Annotated in this window: 17 protein-coding genes and 1 pseudogene; 13 read left to right on the top strand and 5 right to left on the bottom strand. The window is 61.6% G+C overall.

Going from position 1 to position 23773, the window contains the following annotated elements; all coding sequences use genetic code 11:
* Positions 1-8: 8 nt before the first annotated feature.
* The 9 genes and pseudogenes from EPJ54_RS08215 to EPJ54_RS08175 all read left to right on the top strand — a co-directional run bounded on the left by EPJ54_RS08215 (position 9) and on the right by EPJ54_RS08175 (position 14000).
* Positions 9-2234, top strand: a complete 2226-nt coding sequence (locus EPJ54_RS08215) for a TonB-dependent receptor (protein ID WP_167755635.1) — start codon at positions 9-11, stop codon at positions 2232-2234.
* Positions 2235-2380: 146 nt separating this feature from the next.
* Positions 2381-3742 carry a sulfatase-like hydrolase/transferase gene (locus EPJ54_RS08210; RefSeq protein WP_167755634.1) on the top strand — a complete coding sequence of 454 codons (1362 nt, stop codon included), beginning with the start codon at positions 2381-2383 and terminating at the stop codon, positions 3740-3742.
* A 163-nt stretch (positions 3743-3905) separates the two neighbouring features.
* Positions 3906-4058, top strand: a pseudogene (locus EPJ54_RS20405) (tyrosine-type recombinase/integrase); the annotation flags it as partial.
* A gap of 77 nt (positions 4059-4135) precedes the next feature.
* Positions 4136-5227: an AraC family transcriptional regulator gene (locus EPJ54_RS08200; protein WP_135211234.1), complete on the top strand. Its 1092-nt coding sequence runs from the start codon at positions 4136-4138 to the stop codon at positions 5225-5227.
* A 128-nt stretch (positions 5228-5355) separates the two neighbouring features.
* The gene (locus EPJ54_RS08195) at positions 5356-8004 is read left to right on the top strand and encodes a TonB-dependent receptor plug domain-containing protein (RefSeq protein ID WP_239590822.1); all 2649 of its coding nucleotides are present in this window, start codon (positions 5356-5358) and stop codon (positions 8002-8004) included.
* A 124-nt stretch (positions 8005-8128) separates the two neighbouring features.
* Positions 8129-10132: an acetoacetate--CoA ligase gene (locus tag EPJ54_RS08190; protein WP_135211233.1), complete on the top strand. Its 2004-nt coding sequence runs from the start codon at positions 8129-8131 to the stop codon at positions 10130-10132.
* A complete protein-coding gene (locus EPJ54_RS08185) occupies positions 10129-10974 on the top strand; it encodes a 3-hydroxyacyl-CoA dehydrogenase family protein (protein ID WP_135211232.1) in 846 nt (281 codons plus the stop codon). Before EPJ54_RS08190 ends, EPJ54_RS08185 begins: the two co-directional genes overlap by 4 nt.
* Before the next feature lie 51 nt (positions 10975-11025).
* On the top strand, positions 11026-12345 hold the full coding sequence (locus EPJ54_RS08180) for a spinster family MFS transporter (RefSeq protein WP_135211231.1): 1320 nt from the start codon (positions 11026-11028) through the stop codon (positions 12343-12345).
* The gene (locus tag EPJ54_RS08175) at positions 12342-14000 is read left to right on the top strand and encodes a carboxylesterase/lipase family protein (RefSeq protein ID WP_135211230.1); all 1659 of its coding nucleotides are present in this window, start codon (positions 12342-12344) and stop codon (positions 13998-14000) included. The genes EPJ54_RS08180 and EPJ54_RS08175 overlap by 4 nt, the downstream gene beginning before the upstream one ends.
* A 105-nt stretch (positions 14001-14105) precedes the next feature.
* Here EPJ54_RS08175 and EPJ54_RS08170 read toward each other — a convergent pair whose 3' ends face one another.
* The gene (locus EPJ54_RS08170; RefSeq protein WP_135211229.1) at positions 14106-15665 is read right to left on the bottom strand and encodes a GMC family oxidoreductase; all 1560 of its coding nucleotides are present in this window, start codon (positions 15663-15665) and stop codon (positions 14106-14108) included.
* A gap of 44 nt (positions 15666-15709) precedes the next feature.
* Entirely contained in the window at positions 15710-16297 is a 588-nt protein-coding gene (locus EPJ54_RS08165; protein ID WP_135211228.1) for a TetR/AcrR family transcriptional regulator, read from the bottom strand.
* A 370-nt stretch (positions 16298-16667) separates the two neighbouring features.
* Here EPJ54_RS08165 and EPJ54_RS08160 point away from each other — a divergent pair, with 370 nt between their 5' ends.
* Positions 16668-16988, top strand: coding sequence for an ArsR/SmtB family transcription factor (locus EPJ54_RS08160; RefSeq protein ID WP_135211227.1), 321 nt, complete (start codon positions 16668-16670; stop codon positions 16986-16988).
* Between the two features lie 2 nt (positions 16989-16990).
* On the opposite strand, the gene EPJ54_RS08155 is transcribed toward EPJ54_RS08160, so the two are convergent.
* The 3 genes from EPJ54_RS08155 to EPJ54_RS08145 are packed head-to-tail and all read right to left on the bottom strand — an operon-like array spanning position 16991 to position 18917.
* Positions 16991-17194 (bottom strand): YgaP family membrane protein, encoded by a 204-nt coding sequence (locus EPJ54_RS08155; RefSeq protein ID WP_135211226.1) that lies wholly within the window; start codon positions 17192-17194, stop codon positions 16991-16993.
* Entirely contained in the window at positions 17191-17640 is a 450-nt protein-coding gene (gene trxC, locus EPJ54_RS08150; RefSeq protein ID WP_135211225.1) for a thioredoxin TrxC, read from the bottom strand. Before trxC ends, EPJ54_RS08155 begins: the two co-directional genes overlap by 4 nt.
* Positions 17637-18917 carry an NAD(P)/FAD-dependent oxidoreductase gene (locus EPJ54_RS08145; RefSeq protein ID WP_135211224.1) on the bottom strand — a complete coding sequence of 427 codons (1281 nt, stop codon included), beginning with the start codon at positions 18915-18917 and terminating at the stop codon, positions 17637-17639. The genes trxC and EPJ54_RS08145 overlap by 4 nt, the downstream gene beginning before the upstream one ends.
* Positions 18918-19092: 175 nt before the next feature.
* On the opposite strand from EPJ54_RS08145, the gene EPJ54_RS08140 reads away from it, so the two are divergent.
* From EPJ54_RS08140 to EPJ54_RS08130, 3 genes are read left to right on the top strand one after another with little or no spacing between them, the layout of a single operon-like run.
* Positions 19093-20124: an efflux RND transporter periplasmic adaptor subunit gene (locus tag EPJ54_RS08140; protein ID WP_135211223.1), complete on the top strand. Its 1032-nt coding sequence runs from the start codon at positions 19093-19095 to the stop codon at positions 20122-20124.
* Positions 20121-23375, top strand: a complete 3255-nt coding sequence (locus tag EPJ54_RS08135; protein WP_135211222.1) for an efflux RND transporter permease subunit — start codon at positions 20121-20123, stop codon at positions 23373-23375. The genes EPJ54_RS08140 and EPJ54_RS08135 overlap by 4 nt, the downstream gene beginning before the upstream one ends.
* A gap of 11 nt (positions 23376-23386) precedes the next feature.
* Positions 23387-23581, top strand: coding sequence for a YgaP family membrane protein (locus EPJ54_RS08130; protein ID WP_135211221.1), 195 nt, complete (start codon positions 23387-23389; stop codon positions 23579-23581).
* The last annotated feature ends 192 nt before the right edge of the window (positions 23582-23773 follow it).

Raw genomic sequence — 23773 nt, 5'->3', positions numbered from 1 at the left:
GTCATTTGATGCGCCAGGTTTTGTTAGCCACCGTGCCCGCCTGCTTCTTCGCATTCGCGGCGTCAGCCTTCGCGCAAGACGTGCCGAGTGCGGCCCAAGACGAAGCGGCCAGCGAAGGCGACATCGTCGTCACCGCGCGTCGGCGCGAAGAGACGCTGATTGAAGTGCCCGGCGCGGTTTCGGCGATCACGGCGGCGGATCAACAGAATTACGTCATCAGCAACACCGCCGACATGCTGCGCCAATTGCCAAGCGCAGCTTTGGTCAACGGCGGCCCGGCCTACACAAATGAAATCTCGTTGCGCGGTCAGGGCGGTGGGCGCAATGGCTTTTCGGAATCGGCGGTGGGGGTCTATCGCGACGGTCACTATATCGCCGGCGGCGGCTTCGGCGGTCGCGGTTTCAACGCCGTCGACTTGTTTGATCTGCAGCGCATCGAGGTGCTGCGTGGTCCTCAAGGCGCGCTCTATGGGCGCAACGCAGTGGGCGGCGCCGTCAATGCTGTCGCCAACCGCCCAGATTATGACGCCTTCGGCGTACGCGGCTCTGTGTCCTACAATGACATTGAACGCACCGAGGTCGAGGCGGTTGTAAACGTGCCGCTCACCCAAGACGCGGCGTTGCGTATTGGCGGTTTCTGGTATGACCAGGAGGGCGGCTTTGTCGAACAATTGTCGACGGGCGACACTATCGATACCGAGGAAACCAGCGGCGCCCGCGCGGTCTTCCAGGTTTCGCCGACCAATGACACCACCATCCGCGTCACATACGAATATTATGATTCCACCGCGCCGAGCTTTGGCATCAACGGCTATCGCGCGCTGCGCAACAATCTAACACCGCTCGATCCAGATCCATTCGTGCGCGATCTCAATCGCTTGGGCTACGCCGACATTCTGGAAAACTCCGGTTATCTCGACATCGAGCACGATTTCGGCTGGGCCAATCTCGAATTGCGCGGCAGCTTCAAAATCCGCGAAGCAGGGCGAACCAACGACGACCTTGACCATTATCTCGGGTTCCAGGGCATCACATCTGTATTTCCGCCGGCGACCCCAGCGCAGCCGATTGATCTGGTCTCCAACCAATATGAGGATTTCGACCGCGCGGGTCTCATCGGCGTGCTGACCTCGCCGTCGACGCAGGGCCGCTTCACTTGGCTCGTTGGCGCCGAGCTGCAGCAAAATTCCTCGGCTGTTCTTTTGCAGAACGTAGGTTTTGCTGGCGCCGCCGCGGGCCTGCGTGCGCAATTGCGCGATGACGATTCCAAGGAAGAATTGGATTCATGGGCGCTCTTTGGCGCGGTGGAATACGACATCACTGATCGCCTAGCGCTGGGCGTCGAAGCCCGCGTGCAAACCGACGACAAGACCTTCACCTTCGATCGCACGCGCAATTCCTCAGCCTCTACGGCGGTCGAAATTCTCGGCGTTGATCTTAGCGAATCCTGGACGCGGGTCATGCCGGTCGCCACGCTGCGCTATTCTTTGAGCGATGACGCTTCGATCTACGGCCGCATCGCCACGGGCTATCGTCCCGGCGGCTTCAATGTTGGCATCCCCTCCGACATTCCGGGCTCAGGCAATCTCATCCCATACGATCCGGAATTTGCGACGTCGTACGAGGCTGGTTTCAAGCTTGGTCTTTTTGGCGGGCGTGTGTTTCTGGAGGGGGCTGCATACTTCACTGAGACCGACGACGTGCAGATCGTCACTGCGGCCAGCACGACCAACACCGCCTTCATCCTGCAAAATGGCGAGGGCGCTGAAGTGTGGGGCGCCGAGTTGGAGGCGCGCGGCAATTTCGACCTTGCCGGCGGTCGCTTGAATTTCGGCGTTGGCCTTTCGACCAGCGATGGTGAGTTCAATGACGGCACCAGCGCGATTATAAGCGGCGTGCCGACCGACATTTCGGGCAATCGGATGAATCGCACGCGCGACCTTATCGGCACGCTGAACCTCACTTACCGTCATGACATTGGCGCGGGGTTCGAGGGTTTTGCTTCGACCAGCTACCAAACCCAATTGGGCGGGTTCGAGAACGCCGAGAATTCCCGTGAGTTCGAGGATTTCTCCCGCGTGGATGCACGCATCGGCGTTGACAACGGCAATTGGCGGTTCTCGATTTTCGGCAAGAACCTCACCGACGAGATCTACACGATCCAAACTATCGCCAGTAACGTCTATCTCAGCGACCCGCGCACCTATGGCGCGGAGCTGAGCTTCAGCTATTGAGGCCGTCTCCTCAACGTCGGCGGGATGCGCGTGTCGTGTCCCGCCGGCGCCTCCCACTCTAACCGGGTGATGCGATGCTTAGACGCTTGATACTAATCTGCGCTGCGTCCGTTCTCAGCGCCTGCGTTTCGGCAAGCAGTCCAGAAATGGTGTCGGGGCCGCCCAATATCGTGCTGATTATCGCCGACGATTTGGGCTATGGCGATCTGTCCGTATATGGCGGACACCGCGTTGAGACGCCGAATATCGACGCGCTCGCGGAGCGGGGCGTGCGCTTCACCAACGGATATGTGACATCCGCCGTGTGCGCGCCATCGCGCGCGAGCTTGCTCAGCGGACGCTATCAGCAGCGCTTCGGCTACGAATTCAATCCGGTTCGGCGCGACCTTGAAGGAATTGGCATCCCCGAAGGTGTGCGCATCCTGCCCCAATTTCTGCGTGAGCGCGGCTATCGCACAGCCTTGATCGGCAAATGGCATCTTGGACGCACGCGCGAGACGCATCCGCTCAGCCACGGCTTTGATCGCTTCTACGGCTTTTCGCCGGGAGCGACGGGATATATGGCCGCGCCCGCCGACGATGACGCTTGGCTGCCCGATCCCGTGCCTGGCGCCCCGCAAGGCTTTTTCGCCATGCGGCTGGAGGATGGTTTTGAACGCGCGCTGCCGCGTGAAGGCTATCTTACCGACATTCTCACCGATGAAGCGCTGAGCTTCATCGACGCTGACCGGACACAACCCTTCTTTTTGACCTTGGCTTACAACGCACCGCACTCGCCGCTACAGGCGACGAGCGCTTATTTGCAGCGTGTGGCGCACATCGAGAATGAGGGTGAGCGCATCTATGCGGCCATGCTGCTCGCACTGGACGACAATGTCGGGCGTTTGCTTTCGGCGCTGGAAGAGCGCGGGCTTCGCGAAAACACGCTTGTGCTTTTTATCTCGGACAATGGGTGTCCGGACTATATCGGCCCGGGCGTCTGCTCGAACGCGCCCTTTCGCGGCTTCAAGGCCATGTACCTTGAGGGCGGTGTGCGGGTGCCGATGATCGCGTCTTGGCCGGGGCGTTTGCCGGAAGGGGCGGTCTATGGCGCGCCCGTTGTCAGCTTCGATTGGAGCCGGAGCATCTTGGCCTTGGCTGGTGGTGAAGCGGGCGATCAGGTGCTCGACGGCATTGACATTTTGCCGCTGGTGGCGCGCGGGGCCGCACCGCCGCCGCGCGCCATCGTCTGGCGCACCGGCCCCAACTACGCAGTGCGCAGCGGCGATTGGAAACTGATCGTATCGGAACGCACCGATGGCCAGGGCGCACTCACCTATTTGTTCGACCTGCGTGAGGATCCGCAGGAGTCGAATAATATTGCGGCGCAAAGGCCCGACGTGGTGGCGCGCTTGCGCCGAGAATTCAACCAATGGAACGCCCAGATGCGCGCCCCATCATTCGACAGCGAACGCCGCTTGTCCGCGCCTTTGGCGCCGGGGGAACCACCGGTCAATCTTTACAATTGAGCGTCCGCAGAAAAGGCGTCCGCCATTGGCGTCTGCTTTGCGACGCGGGAAGGGCAAGGACTGTTATTGGGATTTCGCCGCCCTTCGTCACATGAACTCTTGGTCGGCAAGCACCCGCCAGCGATCAAATCTCGCTGGGTGGAGACGGACGTTCGCGTGCGGCTCCGCCTGTGGCGCCCACTCCCTGCGCCGAACCGAGGCGGCGCTGATCTACCGAAAGACCGGCAACATCAGGGCAGTGCAGCTACTTCTGGGCCATGCGAAGCTGGACAGCACCGTCCGATACTTAGGCGTCGAGGTGGAGGATGCGTCAGCTCGGTTACTTGCTGGCGCATTTGCCAACCGATGCTATGAGAGCGCCCGCAACGACAAAAAAGCGGGCGCGAAACCCAGATGGACGCTTTGGGCCAGAGAGAACCCGGCCTGGATGGTGAGGCAGTCAAGAAATTGCTTGGGGGCGCAGTCCTAAAGGGACGTGATCCTCTGGCGATTTTGCAGGACGCCGCAATCAATCCCGCGATCTATGGAGACGCCAAGCGCGCGATTGATGGGCCGTCGCTGGTGCGGCTGGTGCGCGCCATCCAGCTTTCAATCGATGACGTCTATCTGGGCTTCCTGCCGCACGGCATCAGGATGGCGTTGGAGACAGAACGTCTCTTGTCCTTCCTGCATTGCAGCACATTTGGCGAAGCCTTGCGTGTGAGCATTCGCTTTACAGATGCAATGTCGACCGATGTCGGACCAGTCATCGCCGAAGAGCACGGCGCGGGGCTGCATCATATTTGCAAGTATCATACGGTCGAAGGCGTCGATCGCGACATCCTCGTCTGGATTCGCTTCGTTTGGATTTATCACCTGTTTTCGTGGCTGATCGGCCGCCCAATCGCGCTGCGCGGTCTTTCGATTCAGGGGCCGCGGCCTGTGCAAGAAAATGGGTTCGATCGATTTGCGCTGTTCAATTGTCCGGTGACATTCAATGCGCCTTACGACGCGCTTTGCTATGATTGGAGCGACCTCACGGTGCGCTTGGTGCACTCGTCCATTCAGGAATACGACGATTACTATGCCGGCGCGCCGGATTGGTTTGCCTCGCCCAGCGGTGGGCTCAACTGGCAAATCAAGACGCAGCAAGTGCTGATCGAGTTGCAGAAGGCGGGCATGTGGTCGGCGCCGATCGAAGTCGTCGCGGCGCGGTTGCGCACGCGGCCACGGCGCTTGCGTCAGGATTTGGCGCAAGAGGGCGAGAGCTTTCAAGATATTCGCACGCGCCTACGCGGCGAATTGGCGGGCGCATATCTCCTGGGGAGCGACATGCCCATCACCGCGATTGGCTCGCTGTTGGGCTTCAGTGAGCCCGGCAGTTTCTCGCGCCATTTCATTGCCTGGGCGGGTGTGTCGCCCTCGGCATACCGCACTCAGTATGCGGGCGATGCGTCAAAGATCGCGGCGGCCACCGCCCTATTGAACGAGCGGCGGGTTTCTTAGCCCGTAGGTCATTGGCGCCAAATGCCAGCGTCAATCCTGTCATGGCGTTTGGAGGCGCCGATGTCAGTTTTCCCCTAACGACCGTGGGCTCTCGATAGCCCCGGCGAGAACGACGATAGGGGGACGACATGACGTTCAATCGCACCGCAAGGTTGCTGCGCAGCAGCATGCTCAGCCTGGGCGCTACGACACTGTTTTGCGGGGTCGGCTTTACGACGCTCGCCCTTGCGCAAACCGCTGAGGAAGCGGTGGAGGCCGACGAGGAGATCGTCGTGACGGGCACAAGCATTCGCGGTGTGCCGCCGACAGGCTCCAATCTGATCAGCCTGACGCGCGAAGACATCGAGACGCACGGCGGCGCGAATACGCCGGACCTGAGCGCCAGTATTCCCCAGCTCAATTCGTTCAACACCGCACCGCAAACCAGCGCGGGCACGGGCCCGGGGCTTGGGTCGTTCGCGCCAGCAATGCGCGGCCTGCCGGCGAACGCGACGTTGCCGCTGATGAATGGTCACCGTCTGGTGAGTGCGGCTGTGCAGGTGACGAACCCAGACTTTCCGCTTGTGCCGAATTTGGCGATGGAGCGCATTGAGGTCGTCGCCGATGGCGCCTCGGCGATCTATGGTTCAGACGCCGTTGCGGGCGTTGTGAACTTCATCACCCGCCGCGAGGTCGATGGTTTCGAGGTGTCGACGAGCTTCGGCGTCGCCGACGACTACTATGCCGCGCACATCGGCGCGATCGCCGGCCAGACATGGTCGACCGGTTCGATCTACGCCGCTTATCAATACACCGAGAACAGCAATCTGCTCGCGGGCGACCGAGATTATCGCGTCACCGATTTCACACCGTATGGCGGCATCGACTCGCGTTCTGTGGCTTGCGTCTCGCCGACTGTTTACCCCAACCCGACCTACACCGCGCCCTATCAGGCGCCGACGTTCACGCCCGGCGCCAATCGTTGCGACAGCGGCGCGCTGAATGATCTGCTGCCGAGTTCGAGCATCCATGCGCTCTTTGTTTCCGCACACCAGGAACTCAGCGATTCCGCCACGCTGTGGGGCGAGATTCTGTATTCGCAACGCCACGACGAATATCAGGTCGCGCCGCCCGCCCAGACTGTCGCCATGTTGGCGCCGGCGTTCGGCGGCAACCCATTTTTCCAAGGTCCGCCTGGCTCGTTCTACGAATTCGTTTCCTTCCGCCCTGACAATCTCATCGGCGCCGATCACTTCACCAACAGCAACGATAAGGATGTCGGCAATTCTTCATTCGGCGTCGATTTCGAACTGCCGCGCGACCTCAATCTCACCCTATCCGCGACGGTGGATTGGGCGCGCAATGAGTCCTTCGTGCCGGGCATCAGTAAGGCAGCGCTTGACGCCGCTGCCGCGGGTACGACGACGGCGACCGCCTTGGATCCGTTCGGCACGGGCACCGCGCCCGACGTGATCGCGGCGATCCTCGACTATCCGACGTACGCCAGCGAAGAGCAGGGGGTGAACGTGCTTGCCGCGAAACTCGATGGGCCGCTTGCCGATCTGCCGGGCGGGCAATTGAGATTTGCGGCGGGCGTCGAGGTTCGCAACGAGACGTTCGAGCAGCGAGGCTATATCGGCACGCCAAGCAACGATATTCCCGAAGACATGGATCGCGATGTGCAATCCGTCTATGGCGAGCTCTTCATCCCGATTATCGGCGAAGGCAATGCCACGCCGTTCGCACACAGCCTCGTGCTCTCGCTGTCGGGTCGTTATGACGAGTACAGCGATTTCGGTGAGACCACGAACCCCAAGGTTGGTTTGAGTTGGGCGCCGATCGAGGGGCTCAATCTACGAGGCTCGTACGGCACGTCGTTTCGGGCGCCGGGTTTGCGCCAGATCGGCGCCACAGTGGGCGCGTATTACCTGAGCGCAATAAATTCCGCCACGTACGCCAACGATCCGACGCGGGGCGCAGCGCAAGTTGAAACCATCTATCTTTTGGGCGGCAACGACAATCTTGAGCCGGAAGAGGCGACGACATACTCGTTCGGCGTCGATTTCAATCCGACATGGCTGCCCGACCTGCGCGCCAGCCTCACGTACTATGATATCGAATACACAGGCGTGATCGGCACGCCGGCGGTGCCCTATGTGTTCGAGGACCCCACCTTCGCTTCGCTCATCCATCGTGGCGATCCGACTACGCCGGAATTCACGGATCTGCTGGCGATCGCCACGCCGGTGAATCTGCCGGCAGGACCGTACGGGTCCGACATCAACCTGCTCGACTTGCGCAACAACAATTTCGGCGTGCGCAACACGGACGGCTTGGACTTCGATATCAATTATCGCTGGACCACGAGCTTCGGTTCGGTATTCGCCGATCTGGCTGGCAACTACATCCTCAATTTCGAGACGCAATTCTCACCGGGCGCGCCGGTCGCCAATTCACTCGATCTTGGCGTGCCGCGCTGGACAGCGCGCGCGACACTCGCGGCCAACATCGATCAGATCTCGTTGGCCGGTTTCGTCAATTATCGCGACGGGATCACCAACAATTTCACGACGCCGACGGGTGTAAGTTCGTACTCGGCTGATCCTTACGTCACGGTGGATTTGCGTCTCGGGTGGACGCTGCCGGACAGCGGCTGGACCCAAGGCACGATGCTTGCGCTTCAGGTCAACGACGCCTTCGATGAAGCACCACCCTTCTTCCCAGGCACGGACGGTATCGGCGGTCCCTACAATCCAATCGGGCGCTACGTCGCGCTCAATTTGCGCCGGACCTTCTAATCGCAGCGATGCTGGTGGTGGAAGCGCCTCTCGCCGAGGCCGCTTCCACCACCAGCATCGCGCGGTCCTTCAAAGAATAGCTCCTCCCCACAGCGCACGCAGCGCGCAGGTCCACGCCCTCCGAATGTCGAGAGATCCGCCAATCTCCCAGATGCAGCTCTATCGCGACTGGCTCGAGCGCGAGAAGGGTCTGCGCTTCAGCAACTACGCAGAGATGTGGACATGGTCGACGACGGACCTGGCCGCGTTCTGGCGCAGCATCTGGGATTTCCACCAGATACAATCGCGCACGCCGTTTGAAGCCGTGCTTGGCGATGAACGCATGCCCGGCGCCAAATGGTTCGAGGGTGCGGAGGTCAATTACGCGCGCGAAGTCTTCCGCCATATCGAGGCGGCGGACGCTATGGGCCTGCCGGCAATTGTCGCTGAAGATGAGTGCGGGCAGGTCAGGGAAATTGCGTGGCCTGAGCTGCGCCGGCGAGCCGTGTCGCTCGCTTTGGCGATGCGCGAGAGCGGTGTGGTGCGCGGCGATCGAGTCGCTGCGTATTTGCCCAATATTCCAGAGGCCGTGATCGCGCTGCTGGCCTGCGCCAGTCTTGGTGCGATCTGGACCATTTGTTCGCCGGACATGGGCGCGCCCGCCGTACTCGATCGTTTCCGCCAAATCGCGCCGAAGGTGCTCATCGCCGTCGATGGCGTACATTATGCGGGCAAAGCGCTTGATCGGAGCGCCGCGATCGCGGAATTGCGCCAGGCGCTTCCCAGCGTCGAGACGCTCTTCGTGGTCGAGAGCGGACTTGCGCAAACCGATATTCCCGGCGCTCGCAGTCTTGAGGCTGCGCTTGCGCGCGACGATGCGGTGGTCGCTGCGTTCGAGCCTGAATGGCTGCCCTTCGATCATCCCTTATGGATATTGTATTCCAGCGGCACCACCGGCCTGCCGAAGGCGATCGTGCATGGCCACGGCGGCGTCATCGTCACGACGCATGTGGGGCGGCTGCACTTCGATCTGGGCGCGAGCTACGCGCCCAACACGTTCGGGGAGCGCTTTCACTGGTACAGCGCCACTGGCTGGGTGATGTGGAACCAGCAAGTCGGCGGCCTGCTCTTTGGCACGACCATTTGCCTATTCGACGGCGCGCCAAGCGGTTCGAAAGGAAGCCACGACTGGGGCACGCTCTGGGCGTTCGCTGCGCGCCATCGCGTAACGTGGTTTGGCGCCGGAGCGGCGTTCTACAGCGCTTGTCGCAAAGCCGAGATCAGGATTAGCGATCACGGCGATCTCAGCGCCATTCGCTCGCTCGGCACGACAGGCTCGCCACTACCTGCGGAAGTGCAGTCGTGGGGCTCGGCGCAGTTCGCCGCCATCAAGGGCGGCGAGATGTGGTGGTGCAACATTAGCGGCGGCACCGATGTGGCGGCGGCGTTCTTCGCGGGACATCGCGAATTGCCGCCGCATCCGGGCAAGCTGCAATGTCGTCATCTGGGCGCTGCGGTCGAGGCCTGGGACGATGCGGGTAAACCGCTCGTGGGGCAGGTGGGCGAGCTTGTCGTCACGCGTCCGTTTCCGAGCATGCCGCTCTATTTCTGGGGCGATGAAGACGGCAGCCGCTATCGTTCATCCTACTTCAAAGCTTGGCCCGGCATCTGGCGCCACGGCGATTGGCTGCAAATCGATGCCGATGGCGCCTGCACGATCACCGGGCGTAGCGACGCCACGATCAATCGCCACGGTCTTCGCATGGGCACGGCTGACATCTACGCCGCCGTCGAACATTTAGGCGATGTCGCTGATAGCCTTGTCATCGATATCGAAGACGGGCAGGGCGACAGCAAGCTCTTGATGTTCGTCGTACCGAGCGATGGCCGCGCGCTGGACTCGGATATGGAAGCCGCGATGAGTTCTGCCATCCGGCGCGCGTTGTCGCCGCGCTTTGTGCCGGACCGCTTCATCAACGCGCCGGGAATTCCTCGAACCTTGTCAGGCAAGAAACAAGAGCTACCGATCAAACGGCTCTTCCAAGGCTGGCCAATCGCCAAGGTCGTCAATCTCGACGCGATCGCCAACCCTGAGATCATTCCTTGGTACAGCGCCCGCGCGAAGGATTGGCTGGAGGGTGCGCGATGAAGGTAGGGGTAGTGGGCGCCGGCCTCATGGGCGGCGAGATCGCGCTGACGTTTGCGCTCGCCGGCGACACAGTCATCCTGCACGATCTTGATCAAGTACGGCTGGAGCAGGCGCGCGCACGCTTGCGGACGATCGTCGATAAGGGCGCGGCGCGCGGCGCCTATACGGACGATCAACGCGAATTCGCGCTGACACGCATCTTGGCCACGACGCGCCTTGAGGGCATGGCCGAGTGCGATCTGGTGACGGAGGCCGTGTTTGAGTCCGCTGACGTGAAGCAAAGCGTACTCCAATCCCTGGACGCGATCTGCGCGCCAAGCTGTGTCCTCGCCTCGAACACCTCGACCCTGCCGATTTCGACTTTAGCCGCCGCGCTTTCACCCAGCCGTCGCCCTACCTTCATCGGTACGCACTATTTCTCACCCGTCTCGCGTATGGCTTTGGTGGAAGTCATTCCTGGCTTTGAAACCAGCGCGGCGACGACCGCCTTCGCGCTCGAAGCCATGCGCAGAATTGGCAAATCGCCTGTTCTGGTGAAGGACGTTGCAGGTTTTGCCGTCAATCGCATGCTGCACGCCATGCTGATCGAGGCGGTGAAACTGGTCGAAGAGGGCGTGGCGACGCCGCAGGATTTGGACATCGCCTGCAAACTTGGCCTCGGTCATCCGATCGGCCCGTTTGCGCTGATGGATGCGGTGAGTTCGGGCTTGTGCTTGCAGGTGCAAGATATTCTGCATGAGGCCTATGGCGAACGCTTTCGTCCGCCCGCATTGCTGAACCAGCGGGTGGCGGCGGGCTATGGCGGGGGCAAGGGGCGGCCGGGTTGGCTTGATCATCACTAGACAAGAAAGCGAGCCAACGCGCCAAAGAACGCGCGGGGCAAGGGGGACGGAATGAGCGAGACTGCGGTTGAGACGGGCGGCGCCAAATCGGGCGTGGCGAATCCAGGACAGCGCGGGCTGGTGCTTGGGCTGCTTTGTTTCGTCTATGTGTTGAATTTCCTCGACCGTCAGCTCTTATCCATCCTGGCCAAACCTATTCAGGACGCGCTGCAAATCAGCGACGGCCAACTCGGCCTGATCACCGGCTTTTACTTCGCGCTCTTCTATTGCTTCATCGCCATTCCCGTGGGCTGGCTCGCTGATCGCACCAATCGCGTGCGGGTGCTGTCCATCGCGTGTGGCTTGTGGAGTGCGGCGACGGCAGCCTGTGGCATGGCGAACAATTACGGTCAGCTGGTCGTTGCGCGCATGGCGGTGGGCGTGGGTGAGGCAGGCGGCGTACCGCCATCTTATGCGATCATCTCGGACTATTTCCCGCGCGAGCAGCGCGGCACGGCGTTGGCCATTTTTAATTTGGGGCCACCGCTGGGCTCCGCTTTGGGTGTGGCGTTCGGCGCTTCGCTCGCGGCAGCGTTCGATTGGCGTTTGCCGTTCTATGTGATTGGCGGCATCGGTGTGATCACGGCGATCATTGTCTGGCTGGTGATCGCTGAACCCAAGCGCGGCGCATTTGACACAGCACCCGACGCCAACGCCACCCCAACGCCGCGCGAGCCATTCTTCACCACCATCGCGCGCTTCTTTACAAACCCTGTTCTCTTGCTTGCCGCGCTTGCGAGTGGCGCGGCGAACTTCATCACCTATGGCCTCAGCAATTTCGCGACACTCTTTCTCATGCGCGAGAAGGGCATGGAGCTCAGCGAAGTTGCGATCTGGTACGCGCTGGTTGTCGGCCTTGGTATGGGCGGCGGTATCTTTGTTTCGGGGCGCTTGATCGACAAATTCGGGCCGCGCGCCAAGGCCGCCTATGCGATCATTCCAGCGCTTTCGCTCGTGTTGGCGCTTCCGTTCTTCCTTGGCTTCGCATGGGCGCCGCAATGGGAGCTGGCGTTGGCCTTCTTGATGGTCCCGATGTTCTTAAACTCGTTCTTCCTGACGGCCACGGTGACCTTGGTGCAAGGCGAGGTGAGCGCCGACCAACGAGTCATGGCCGGCGCATTGTTGTTGCTGGTGATGAACTTCATCGGCCTCGGCCTTGGGCCGACATTTGTCGGCGCGGCCAGCGATTTTTTTGCGCCGGACTATGGGCCGCACGCCCTGCAGGCAGCGCTCTACGCGCTGTCACCCATGTATCTGATCGCAGCACTCCTCTATTTCGCCTTGGCGCGTCTCATCAAAACATCGACGACTTCCGGAGTGCTCGCACGATGAAAAATCCCTCACTTGTGCTGGCCTGCGTCTCGCTGTGCGCCTTCCTACTCTCATGCGCGACGCCTCAGGCCGCCATACAAACCGCCGCGCCCGTCGTCGATGCGCCCGCTGGTGCGGTGCGCGGCGTGCGGGAGGACGATGCAAATGTGTTTCGCGCCATTCCGTATGCGCGCGCGCCGATCGGCGATCTGAGATGGCGCGCGCCGCAATCTCTGCCACGCTGGAGCGGAGTGCGCGCCGCTGAGCAGCGCGGCGTGGCCTGCATGCAGCCGGCAATGGCGGCGGGGCCCTACAATCGCGGTCAGGTCGCGATGTCCGAAGATTGCCTGACGCTAGATGTCACAGCGCCTGCTAACGCGCGCAATGCACCGGTCATGGTGTGGATTCACGGCGGCACGCTGATCTGGGGCAGCGGGCACTCGCCGATGTATTCCGGCCGCGAATTCGCCGAACGCGGCGTCGTGCTTGTGTCGATCAATTATCGCTTGGGTGTGCTCGGCTATCTGGCGCACCCGGAATTGAGCGCAGAATCCACGGACGCCATATCGGGCAATTACGGCCTCATGGATCAGATCGCCGCGCTGCAATGGGTGCGTGACAATATCGCCGCGTTCGGCGGCGATCCGAATAATGTGACCATCTTCGGCGAATCCGCCGGCGCGTTGAGCACCGAAATGCTCCTCGCGTCGCCTGCCGCGCGAGGCCTGTTCGATCGGGCGATTGTGCAGAGCGGCTATCTCTTCACAATGCCGGAACTCAAGAACGGGCGGTACGAGGAATATTCAGCCGAAGCCATCGGCGCGTGGGTGGCCACACAAGTCGCGGCGCCCGATCTGGCGCATCTGCGTGCGATGGATGCGCGCGACCTGATCGATCGCGCCGCCGCGGCTGGCTACGCGCCTCTCGGCACCATCGATGGGAGAATTCTTCCACGCCAGCTCGTCGATACCTTCGAGCGCGGCGAACAGGCGCCTGTGCCGTTGATGGCGGGACTCACGAGTGGCGAAATCCGTGGGCTGCGCTTCCTGCTGCCGCCGCTCGCCGCCAATGCGGACGCCTATGTTGCAGAGATTAGAGCGCGCTACGGCGATCTTGCCGACGAATATCTGCGACTCTACCCGCCGACGGACCTTGAACAGACGCGGCTTGCGGCTTCGCGCGACGTGGTGTTCGGTTGGGCGTCCGAGCGATTGGTGCGCAACCAAAGCGCCATCGGCCAGCCTTCCTTCCTCTATTACTTCGACCAGGATTATCCTGCGGCCGCCGAAGCGGACCTAACCGCCTTTCACGCGAGCGAGGTACCGTTTGTGTTCGGCACCTTCGATGCAACGCCAGCCCACTGGCCGCAAATCCCTGATACCGCCGATCAGCGCAGCGTCTCGGATGCGATGATCGATTATTGGACGAGCTTCGCACGCAACGGCGGGCCCGTAGCCACGAATGGGCCTGCTTGGGCGCCGTATGCGCGAGAGCGCGCCTTCATGCGGTTCAATCAAGGCGCGCGCCTCGAAACGCAATTCATGCCGGGCATGTACGAATTGCATGAAGAGGTGATGTGCCGCCGTCGTCAAAGCGGCGCACAATCCTGGAACTGGCGCTCCGGCTCCACAGCGCCCGTGCTTCCGGCGTCAGCGGCGGCGTGCGTGGCGGAGTGATGCGCGCCGAGAGGCTACTGAGGCGCGCGATACGCGCATTTCGGACGTGGGGAGTCTGTTGTCCGGCGTGGGACTGTTGATTTCCGCTTCTGGGATTGAAGGGATTCAAGCGGTGCTCGATCTCGCATGGCGCAGAGTTGAAGTATCCAGAGCCTGAGCGCCGACCAAATGCGCCGCGCGGTCGGCGATGGCGGTGATCACGGCGTTGGGGTGACCGCTGGGGATGGCAGGCATCACCGACGCATCCGCGATCCACAGTCGCTCGACGCCGCGCACCGCGAGGCTTGGATCGACCACAGAGTTTTCGTCCACGCCCATGCGGCACGTGCCAACGGGGTGATAGATCGTTTGTGCGGTGGCGCGGATGGCGGTCGTGATCGCTTCATCGTCCAGCGCGCGCGGCAGCATCATTCCGGTGTTCTCGTTGGCAAGCGGCGGCTGCGTGGCGATTGCGTGCGCGCGGCGGGCGCCGATGATGATGCGCGCGAGGTCCGAGCCGTCCGGATCGCTAAGATAGCCGGGATCGATCAGCGGCGCTGAATGCGGATCGGACGACTCGAGTGTGACGCGGCCGCGTGATTTGGGCGCCAGCAAGACGACGCCCATGCTGAAGCCGTGCGCAGACGGAGGCGTGAGGCCCTCGTTCTCGAACAAGGCAGGGGCGAAGACGATCTCAAGATCGGGCGCTGCGCCCTCGGTGCTGGCGAAGAAGGCAATGGCTTCGGCGATGTTGGAAGCAAGCATGCCGCGGCGCTTCAGGATGTAGCGGAGCAGGTTGGCCGGGCTTTCGGCCGAGCGCAGCGAGATCGGCCGCTTGGCGCGATAATGCATCACGAACATCAAATGATCTTGCAGGTTGGCGCCGACGTCGGGAGCGTGATGTCTCGCTTCAATGCCAAGTGCTTTGAGCTGAGCCGCTGGGCCAATGCCGGAGAGCATGAGCGTTTGCGGCGTGTTTACAGCGCCGCCGCACAGGATCACGCCCGCGTTTGCGGTGACGCGCTGGACGTCGCGGCCTTGGCGGAGTTCGACGCCGATGGCGCGTTTGCCGTCGAACAGGACGCGCTCGGCGTGCGCGTGGGTAAGGATGCGAACGCCAGCGGTCTTGGCCTTGCCGAGATAGGCGTCAGCGGCGCTGAGACGCGCGCCATCGCGGTGCGCGACTTCGGCGACCCAGGCGCCGGATTCTAGCACGCCGCTATTGTAGCTACCTTTTGTGCGCAAACCCCTAGCCGCCGCGGATTGGATGAAGGCGTGGGTGAGCGGATTGGGTTCACGCAGGGCGCCGCCATTGAGCTCGCCATCGACGCGCTTCAGCGCGGGCGCCAAATCCGCGCTGCGCCAGCCTTCGATATTCCAATCATCGAAATCGTGCGCGCTGCACCATTGATGGATTTGCGCGTTCATCGATGAGGAGCCGCCCAGCATTTTGCCACGCGGCCAGAAGATCGCGCGGTTGTTGAGTGCTGCCTGCGGGGTTGTGCTGTAGGCCCAATCGCGTTGCGTCTTGAACAGCTTGGGGAACGCGGCGGGGATTTGCACATGCATATGGCGATGATCGCCGCCAGCTTCGAGCAGCAGGATGCGGAAGCCGCGCGCGCTCAAGCGTTCTGCGAGGACGCAGCCCGCCGTGCCCGCGCCGACGATGATATAGTCGGCGGACATGGGTTACTCCGAGAAATGTAGTCACCCGACTACACTCGGTGTCGTTAGGCGTCAACCAAGCCTTGAAACAGCGCGCCCATGCGCTTGCGCAACTTCTCGTGATCCACGCCGTCGAGCTTCAGCACCGGCGAGAGGTAGGATTCGAGCAGCAGCCAGCCGATTCCGCCGGCAATGATGGCGCCGGCGATGGTGCGGCTGGCCTCGTTGCGGGAGCCGCGTCGCGCCGCCACGTGATCAACGACAGCGCCGGTGATCGGAAACTCGAATCCGGCAGTTTGGAAGTCGAAGCCGTCGAGCACGGCGCGCATCAGGATTTGCCAATCCTGTTTGCGTGCGGCGGCGAGCGGGTAGAGGCGCTCGATGAAGTCTGGGTCGCCTGGCTTGAGATTGGCGCGAACAAGACCGCCAACGTCCTCGAACATGCCTTGCAGCACGGCGTGCAACACAGCATCCTTGGCGCCGAAATGGCGGTGGACGAGGCCGTGGTTGACGCGCGCGGTTTCGGCGATGTCGCGCACGCTGACGGCGGCGTAGCCACGCTCGGCGAAAAGATCGCGCGCGGCGGCGATGATCGCGGTGCGGACTTCGTGCTTGCCGGTGGGCGTTTTGGTGGAGCGTTTAGGTGTAGCCATGTGGCTACGTTAGAATGACGCGTCAGCTGTGACTATCGTTCTCGATACATCGGTCAGCTGGTTTCGCGACGTAGGGCTTGGTGAGTGCCATAGGAAAGATGGCGCCCTGTTGGCTCTCAACCCCCGGCGTCGGCCCAGGAGCTTCGCTCCAATGTCGCGACCCATCGTCTGCACTTTGTAGACAGCAGAAGGCCAATGTCAGCTGTTCGGTGGCGAGGGGCTAGGGTCTCTTGTTGGGATTTTGCTGCCCCGCCTGGCGTCGCGTCATTGTATGCAAGCGCGCGCGATCGGCGCAGCTGAGATGGGTTTGATCTGCGTCAAGAAGCTTGGAAAAATATGCGCGAACGCTAATATAAGCCAAGGAGTGATTATGGCGACGGCTGCGAAGAGCAAAAAGGCGATCCGGGACCTTGAGAGCCGGGCAGGTGAGGCGGCCGATCTCTTGAAGCTGCTGGCTAACGATCAGCGCCTGATCATCTTATGCAGATTGAGTGATGTCGAAATGTCTGTGTCGGAGCTCGGCGAGCATGTGAGCTTGGCGCAATCGGCCCTATCGCAGCACCTGGCCAAATTGCGTGCACATGGATTGGTGGCCACGCGTCGCGACGGGCAGAGCATCTATTATCGTCTGGCCAATCCCACCGCCCAGAAGCTGGTGGGCGCGCTCTGCGAACTCTACGGCGGCAAATAGCGCTATTTAAAGAGGATGCCGGGCTTGAAGCCCAGGCGCTTGAACACGATCGCGGCTGGACAGAATCCGGTGAACGCGGCCTGAAACATGTTGAGGCCCGCAAACGCTGACAGAAGCGACCAATAGGGGTGCACCCAAGTCGCCAGCGCAAGGCCGACGAGAACGACAAGGCCGGCAAAGGCGAACACGGCGCGGTCGATAGTCATGATTGGTTCTCCGCTAAAGATCTGGCGTGTGCTCGGTTAAGCCACGCATTCAGTTGATCGGCGCTCATCAGGCCGGCTTGGCGATCGATTTCACGACCTTCATGAAACAGAATAAGGGTAGGAATGCCGCGTACGCCGAGCTTCGCCGGCGTCTCGTTCTGATCGGCGTTGAGTTTCAGAAAGCGAACCCGTGGCTCAAACTTACTGGCCGCCGCCGCGAAGGTCGGCGCCATCATCCGGCATGGGCCGCACCAAGGCGCCCAAATATCGACGAGCACCGGCATGGAACTCACCTTCAAATGAGCGGCAAGCGCCGCGTCGTCGACGTTGATCGGCGCCCCAGTGAATAGTTTGGCGCCGCAGCGCCCGCACTTGGCCGCTTGGGGTTCGCCGTCGCCGACACGGTTGCCCGTGCTACAGCTCGGACAGGCGGTGAGAAGCGTCATCTCTTGGTCTCTTTAAGTTTGGCGATGCCCAGCACTTTGAGGGCGAGCGCTTCGTAGAAGGTCTCGCTTTGACCACGCCGGAGTTTGCCGAGGAAATATTTCTCGAACTGCTCCTTAGCGAGATGCACCCACTTGCCGTGCGCGGACCAATTGACGTTGCGCGGCGGGATTTGCGGTTGCGCGATAAACGCAACCCCTTCATCGCCGAAATCCGCAAGACAGACGGCGTTCCAAGTGGCTTGTTCCTCTGGAGGCTTCCCGCGCAACAGAGCGCCGATGTTGCGCGCCGTGGCGGTCACCATCGACTCGATCATAAAGCCAGTCTTCGGCACACCGACAGGGACTGGCGTCTTGCCCGTGGGCGGAATGGCGACGGTGACGCCAATGCCAAAGATGTTGGGGAAGGTCGGGTTGCGCTGGTGTTTGTCCACGAGCACGAAGCCGCGCGGATTGACCAGACCTTCGACGCCGATGATCGCCGGCACGCCGCGGAAAGCGGGCAGCATCATGGCATATTTGAACGGCAGCTCATGGGTAGCTTTGACAGCGCCTTCTTCGGTCAATTCCTCGACGATCATTTTGTCGGCGGCGATTGTGGCGACGCGGGCATTGGTGATCCACTTGATGTGTCGCTCGCGCATTTCGCTTTCGAGCAGACCTTTGGTGTCGCCGACGCCATCGAGGCCAAGGTGGCCTACATAGGGCTCGGCGGTCACGAACGTCATCGGCACTTGGTCGCGCAATTTGCGGCGGCGCAGCTCTGTGTCGAGGATCATGGCGAATTCGTAGGCTGGCCCATAGCAAGATGCGCCCTGGACTGCGCCGACAATGATCGGCCCCGGCGCTTCGCAGAACACATCGAATGCTGTGGCGGCGCGCTCGGCATGGTCGACGTGACAAATAGATTGGGTGAACCGCTCCGGTCCCAGACCCTCGATCTCATCGAAGGCGAGATCGGGGCCCGTCGCGATCACAAGATAGTCGTACGCGAGCGATGTCCCGTCGTTCAGTTCGACCCGATTGTCGCCGGGATGAACACGTTTTGCACCCGCCGCTGTGAACTCAATACCCTTTCGCTTCATCACTGAAGGCAGCTTCACCTCAATGGCGTCGCGTTTGCGCCAATGCACCGCCACCCAAGGGTTGGAGGGAACGAAATGATAGGTGTCGCCCTTGGAGATCAGCACGACCCTATCCGACGCGCGCGCTTCAGCTTTGATTTCATAGGCCGCCAGGACGCCGCCTAGACCGGCGCCGACAATTGCTATGGTCGCCATCTTTGTTCCTCCCGGCGCATGGAGCGCCGTTGCATATATATTAGCACATGCGTATATACGCAAATACGTGGATGAAACGCAAAGCAAGGATCGCAGCCGCGCAGGCGCAGCGCCTTGATCTGGCGCAACGTCAGGAACGCTTTGGTGTCGCAGGGTTTGGCCCAGGGAGTGCGCAATGAGACGGGTTCATGGATGGCTTGCGGCCTTGGCGCTGCTTGGCGCGTGCGCCCAGCCTGAGCGAGCGGTCGAGGCGCCTGCGCAACAGCATGCCGAACCGTTCACGGTCGAGCGGGCCTTAGCGCCTCATTATAAGACTGCTGCTGCTGTTCTCACGAGCCGCGACGTTGGCGACGCACGTGCGCGAATAGGGGGCACTCTTACCCGGCTCATGGTTCGCGAAGGCGAGCAGGTGCGGCGCGGTCAAGTGGTGGCCATCATCAGCGATCAACGCCTGGCCCTAGAGGCGCAAGCCGGCTCGGCTGGGATTGCGGCGGCAGAAGCGTCGGCCGAGCGCGCGCGCGCCGATCAGGCGCGCTTTCAGGTTCTCTTCGAACGCGGATTTCTTTCGCAAGCGCGGATGGATCAAGTCAACGCTGAAACGCGCGCAGCGGAAGCGCAACTGCGCGCCGCTCGATCACAAGGCGGTGCGCTCTCGGAGGCCAGTGCGCAAGGTCGCGTGCTGGCGCCGGCGGATGGGCGCGTCACACGCGCGCCGATCCCGCAAGGTGCTGTTGTGATGCCTGGTGAAGTCGTGGTCGCTATCGCGACCGGCGCGCGTGTGCTGCGTCTTGAATTGCCAGAAGCGCAGGCGGAATTTCTGAGCGAAGGGCAAGAGATTCGGATTTTCGATGCGCAAGAGGACGGCGCCGCCCGTCTGGTGCGCGTGCGTCAGGTCTATCCAGCGATCGAGAATGGTCGCGTCATGGCCGACTTGGACGCGCAAGGCCTGGGCGGCGAATTCGTAGGCGCACGTGTTAGGGTGCTGATCCCCGCAGGCGATCGCGAAGCGATCGTGATCCCGGCGCGCTATATCGAGACGCGCTATGGCGTTGATTATGTGCGTCTGATGCGCAGGGGCGGAGCCGTGATCGATGCGCCGGTCCAACGCGGCGGCGCGATGCCGACGGACGCTTCACCCGATGGCGTGGAGATTCTGTCGGGCCTTGAACCCGGCGATGTCATCGTTTTGCCGGAGCCCGAGGCATGAATCTCGGCATTTCCGGCTTTCTCACGAAAAGCACAATTCGCTCACCCCTGACGCCGCTCTTTCTGCTGACCGCGCTCGCGGTCGGACTTTTGGCGTTGTTCACCATCCCGCGCGAGGAAGAGCCACAGATTTCCGTGCCCTTGGTGGATATCAGCGTGCGCGCAGATGGTCTGCGCGCGCCGGACGCGGTTGAACTGATCACCAAGCCGCTGGAGACGATCGTCAAGGGCGTGGAAGGCGTCGAGCACGTCTACAGCCAAACCGAGGATGACCGCGTGCTGGTCACCGCGCGTTTCCTCGTCGGCACCGATCCAGACGACGCGATCGTGCGCATTCAGCAAGAGATCCGAGCCAATTACGATCGCATCCCGGTCGGCATTCCAGAGCCGCATATCGTTGCGCGCGGCGTGAACGATGTGCCGATCATGGTGATCACGCTCTCGCCCAACGCGGAAGCCGCGGATCGTTGGGACGATAGCGCGCTCTATCAGGTCGCCGACGAATTGCAGAGCGAGCTGATGAAGGTCGATGATGTCGGGCTTACCTTCATCGTTGGCGGTCGCCCGCAGGAAATTCGGATCGCCCCCGATCCTGGTCGGTTGGCGCTCTACGACGTGCCGCTTGGCCGCGTTATCGAGGCTGTTCAGAACGCCAATCGCGCGTTCCCAGGCGGTGATCTGCGCGGTCGTGACGGCACAACCTCCACCGCCATTGGCCAAACCCTCGACGATCCTGCGGAAATTGGCTTGCTGACCGTGCAGGCCGCCGATGGGCGAGCCGTGTATGTCCGCGACATCGCTGAAGTGACGCTCGGGCCACGCGAAGATCAGGCCCGCGTGTGGCGCTTCACGCGTGATGGCCAACATCAGCGCGTGGCGCCAGCGGTCAGCCTCGCGATCGCCAAGCGCGACGGCGCCAATGCGGTGCTCGTTTCGCAAGCTATTGAAGCGCGCCTGCATGCGCTCGAGGGAAGTTTGATACCGGAAGGTGTCGAAGTAGCGGTCACCCGCAATTACGGCGAGACCGCTAACGAGAAGGCCAACGAACTCTTATTCCATCTTGGTCTCGCCACGCTCTCGATTGTCGCGCTCATCTTCTTCGCCATCGGCCGCCGCGAAGCCATGGTGACAGCGGTCGTTATCCCGACCACCATTCTACTCACGCTCTTCGCCTCGAATTTGATGGGCTACACCATCAATCGCGTCAGTCTCTTCGCCATCATCTTCTCAATTGGCATCCTGGTCGACGACGCTATCGTCATTATCGAGAACATTGCGCGCCACTGGGCCATGCGCGACGGCCGGTCGCGTGTCGATGCCGCGATCGCGGCGGTGGCGGAAGTGGGCAATCCGACGATCGTCGCGACTCTGACGGTTGTCGCTGCACTGCTGCCGATGATGTTCGTCTCAGGTCTGATGGGCCCCTATATGGCGCCGATCCCAGCTAACGCTTCGGCGGCCATGCTCTTTTCGTTTTTCGTCGCCGTGGTTATCGCACCTTGGCTGATGATCAAATTCGCGCCCAAGGCCGACGGACCAGTTTCGTCGGCTCACGACCATGACGAGGAGGGTTTCTTCGGCCGCATGTACCGGCGCGTCGCCGCGCCGATTGTCCGCTCCCGCAAGGGCGCGCGAAAATTCCTCGTGATTGTGGGTGTCGCCACCTTGGTGGCTTGCGCGCTGTTTGCGACGCGAACTGTTCGCGTGAAGTTGCTGCCGTTCGACAATAAATCAGAATTGCAGGTCGTGCTCGATTTGCCGGAGGGCGCGTCGTTGGAGGCGACGGAGCGTGTTCTCATCGAGGCGGCGACAATTTCAGCCGCGGTGCCTGAAGTGGTCTCCGTCGATGCGTACGCAGGCACAGCAGCGCCCTTCAACTTTAACGGCCTCGTGCGCCACTATTACATGCGCCAGCGGCCGGAGCTTGGGGATCTCCAGCTGACACTTTTGCCAAAGGGAGAGCGCAGTCGCACCAGCCACGCCATCGCGCTTGATCTACGAGAGCGACTACAGGCGCTAAGCATACCGGCTGGGACGGTGGTGCGCGTCGTCGAGGTGCCGCCTGGGCCGCCCGTGATCGCCACCTTGCTTGCCGAGATTTATGGTCCGGACGCCCAAACGCGCCGGGAGGTCGCGCGCGAGCTTCAAGGCATCTTTGCTGAAGTGCCGTACTTGGTCGATATCGACAACGGGTTCGGCATCGAGCGCCCGCGCCTGCGCCTCACGCCCAATCGCGAACAGCTGGAATTCTTCGGTGTGTCCGAGCGCGACATGATGGATTCCGTGGCCGTCGCAATGGGCGGACAAATCATCGGCTATTCGCATCGCGGGGAGGGGCGCAATCCAATCGAGATTTCCGTTCGCCTGCCCCAAGCGGCGCGTTCCTGGAATCAGAACTTGGCTTCGATGCCGGTTGCCGCGAGCCAAGACGGCGCCCGGCTGGTTGAGCTCGGCGAACTTGTGACTGCGGAAAATGAAGCGGGCTCCTATCCCATCTTTCGCCGCAACGGGCGTTACGCCGAAATGGTGATGGCTGAGCTCGCCGGCGCTTATGAGGCGCCGATTTACGGCATGCTCGACGTTGAGCGGCTCGTGCGCGATCACGATTGGGGTGAGCTGCCGGCGCCGAAGATCATAATGTACGGGCAACCTGGAGACGAAAGCGTCCCGTCCTTGTTGTGGGACGGGGAATGGGAAATCACCTATGTCACATTCCGCGACATGGGCGCAGCCTTCGCGGTGGCGATCCTGGCGATCTACATTCTCGTTGTCGCCCAATTCAAAAGCTTCAAGCTGCCGCTTGTCATTCTGACGCCGATACCGCTCACGCTCATCGGCATTGTCATCGGTCACATCCTATTCAATGCGCCATTCACGGCGACGTCGATGATCGGCTTCATAGCGCTCGCTGGCATCATCGTCAGGAACTCGATCCTGCTGGTGGATTTTATTCGTCACGCCAAGACCGCAGATCGCCCACTGCGCGAGGTTTTGCTCGAAGCCGGCGCTATTCGCTTCAAGCCCATCATGTTGACCGCACTTGCAGCTATGATCGGCGCTGCCGTCATCCTCTTTGATCCGATTTTTCAGGGGCTGGCGATTTCGCTGTTGTTTGGGTTGGCGTCATCGACGCTGCTCACCGTGCTGGTGATCCCTGCCATTTACATCGTCATGCGCGACGACGAGAAGCCGCACGATGCGCGGCCTGTGCCCGAGGCGCCGCACGTCGCGAGACTTAAAGCTGCTGAGTAAGGAGAAGAGCAATGCCGACCAATGAAGGCGCCTTGGACCGCATTATCCGTGTGATCGCGGGCCTCGCAATCATTTCGCTCGTCTTTGTTGGACCGCAGAGTCCGTGGGGATGGCTTGGTCTTGTGCCGTTAGCAACAGGCTTGGTGGGGTTTTGCCCAGCCTATGCGTTGTTTGGCTTCAATACTTGTGGTTTGGCCAAGCGGTAGCGCAGAACGGGAGGTGCGCCGCTGACGTCCGCTTTCGGGCGGACAATGGCTAAGGTCTCAAATTGGCCAATTTTGTTGAAAAAGTCGATGCGCATTTCAGCGAACGCTGATTCCCTTGCGTTGTGAGCAAGGGAGGCGGCGATGATGGGAGAGAAATCGGGCGCGCAGGGCCAGCTGTTCTATCAGTTCAAC

The sequence above is a fragment of the Vitreimonas flagellata genome, from assembly GCF_004634425.1.
In the GTDB taxonomy this organism is placed as follows: domain Bacteria; phylum Pseudomonadota; class Alphaproteobacteria; order Caulobacterales; family Aquidulcibacteraceae; genus Vitreimonas; species Vitreimonas flagellata.
This window is presented reverse-complemented; position numbering and strand designations above follow the sequence as displayed.

What these genes read in the sequence shown, in the direction of transcription:
- EPJ54_RS08190 (WP_135211233.1), top strand. Translation starts at nt 8,129, where the DNA reads ATGTCGAGAGATCCGCCAATCTCCCAGATGCAGCTCTATCGCGACTGG.
- EPJ54_RS08175 (WP_135211230.1), top strand. Translation starts at nt 12,342, where the DNA reads ATGAAAAATCCCTCACTTGTGCTGGCCTGCGTCTCGCTGTGCGCCTTC.
- EPJ54_RS08165 (WP_135211228.1), bottom strand. Translation starts at nt 16,297, where the DNA reads ATGGCTACACCTAAACGCTCCACCAAAACGCCCACCGGCAAGCACGAA.
- EPJ54_RS08200 (WP_135211234.1), top strand. Translation starts at nt 4,136, where the DNA reads ATGGACGCTTTGGGCCAGAGAGAACCCGGCCTGGATGGTGAGGCAGTC.
- EPJ54_RS08195 (WP_239590822.1), top strand. Translation starts at nt 5,356, where the DNA reads ATGACGTTCAATCGCACCGCAAGGTTGCTGCGCAGCAGCATGCTCAGC.
- EPJ54_RS08140 (WP_135211223.1), top strand. Translation starts at nt 19,093, where the DNA reads ATGAGACGGGTTCATGGATGGCTTGCGGCCTTGGCGCTGCTTGGCGCG.
- EPJ54_RS08155 (WP_135211226.1), bottom strand. Translation starts at nt 17,194, where the DNA reads ATGACTATCGACCGCGCCGTGTTCGCCTTTGCCGGCCTTGTCGTTCTC.
- EPJ54_RS08210 (WP_167755634.1), top strand. Translation starts at nt 2,381, where the DNA reads ATGGTGTCGGGGCCGCCCAATATCGTGCTGATTATCGCCGACGATTTG.
- EPJ54_RS08170 (WP_135211229.1), bottom strand. Translation starts at nt 15,665, where the DNA reads ATGTCCGCCGACTATATCATCGTCGGCGCGGGCACGGCGGGCTGCGTC.
- EPJ54_RS08185 (WP_135211232.1), top strand. Translation starts at nt 10,129, where the DNA reads ATGAAGGTAGGGGTAGTGGGCGCCGGCCTCATGGGCGGCGAGATCGCG.
- EPJ54_RS08145 (WP_135211224.1), bottom strand. Translation starts at nt 18,917, where the DNA reads ATGGCGACCATAGCAATTGTCGGCGCCGGTCTAGGCGGCGTCCTGGCG.
- trxC (WP_135211225.1), bottom strand. Translation starts at nt 17,640, where the DNA reads ATGACGCTTCTCACCGCCTGTCCGAGCTGTAGCACGGGCAACCGTGTC.
- EPJ54_RS08180 (WP_135211231.1), top strand. Translation starts at nt 11,026, where the DNA reads ATGAGCGAGACTGCGGTTGAGACGGGCGGCGCCAAATCGGGCGTGGCG.
- EPJ54_RS08130 (WP_135211221.1), top strand. Translation starts at nt 23,387, where the DNA reads ATGCCGACCAATGAAGGCGCCTTGGACCGCATTATCCGTGTGATCGCG.
- EPJ54_RS08215 (WP_167755635.1), top strand. Translation starts at nt 9, where the DNA reads ATGCGCCAGGTTTTGTTAGCCACCGTGCCCGCCTGCTTCTTCGCATTC.
- EPJ54_RS08160 (WP_135211227.1), top strand. Translation starts at nt 16,668, where the DNA reads ATGGCGACGGCTGCGAAGAGCAAAAAGGCGATCCGGGACCTTGAGAGC.
- EPJ54_RS08135 (WP_135211222.1), top strand. Translation starts at nt 20,121, where the DNA reads ATGAATCTCGGCATTTCCGGCTTTCTCACGAAAAGCACAATTCGCTCA.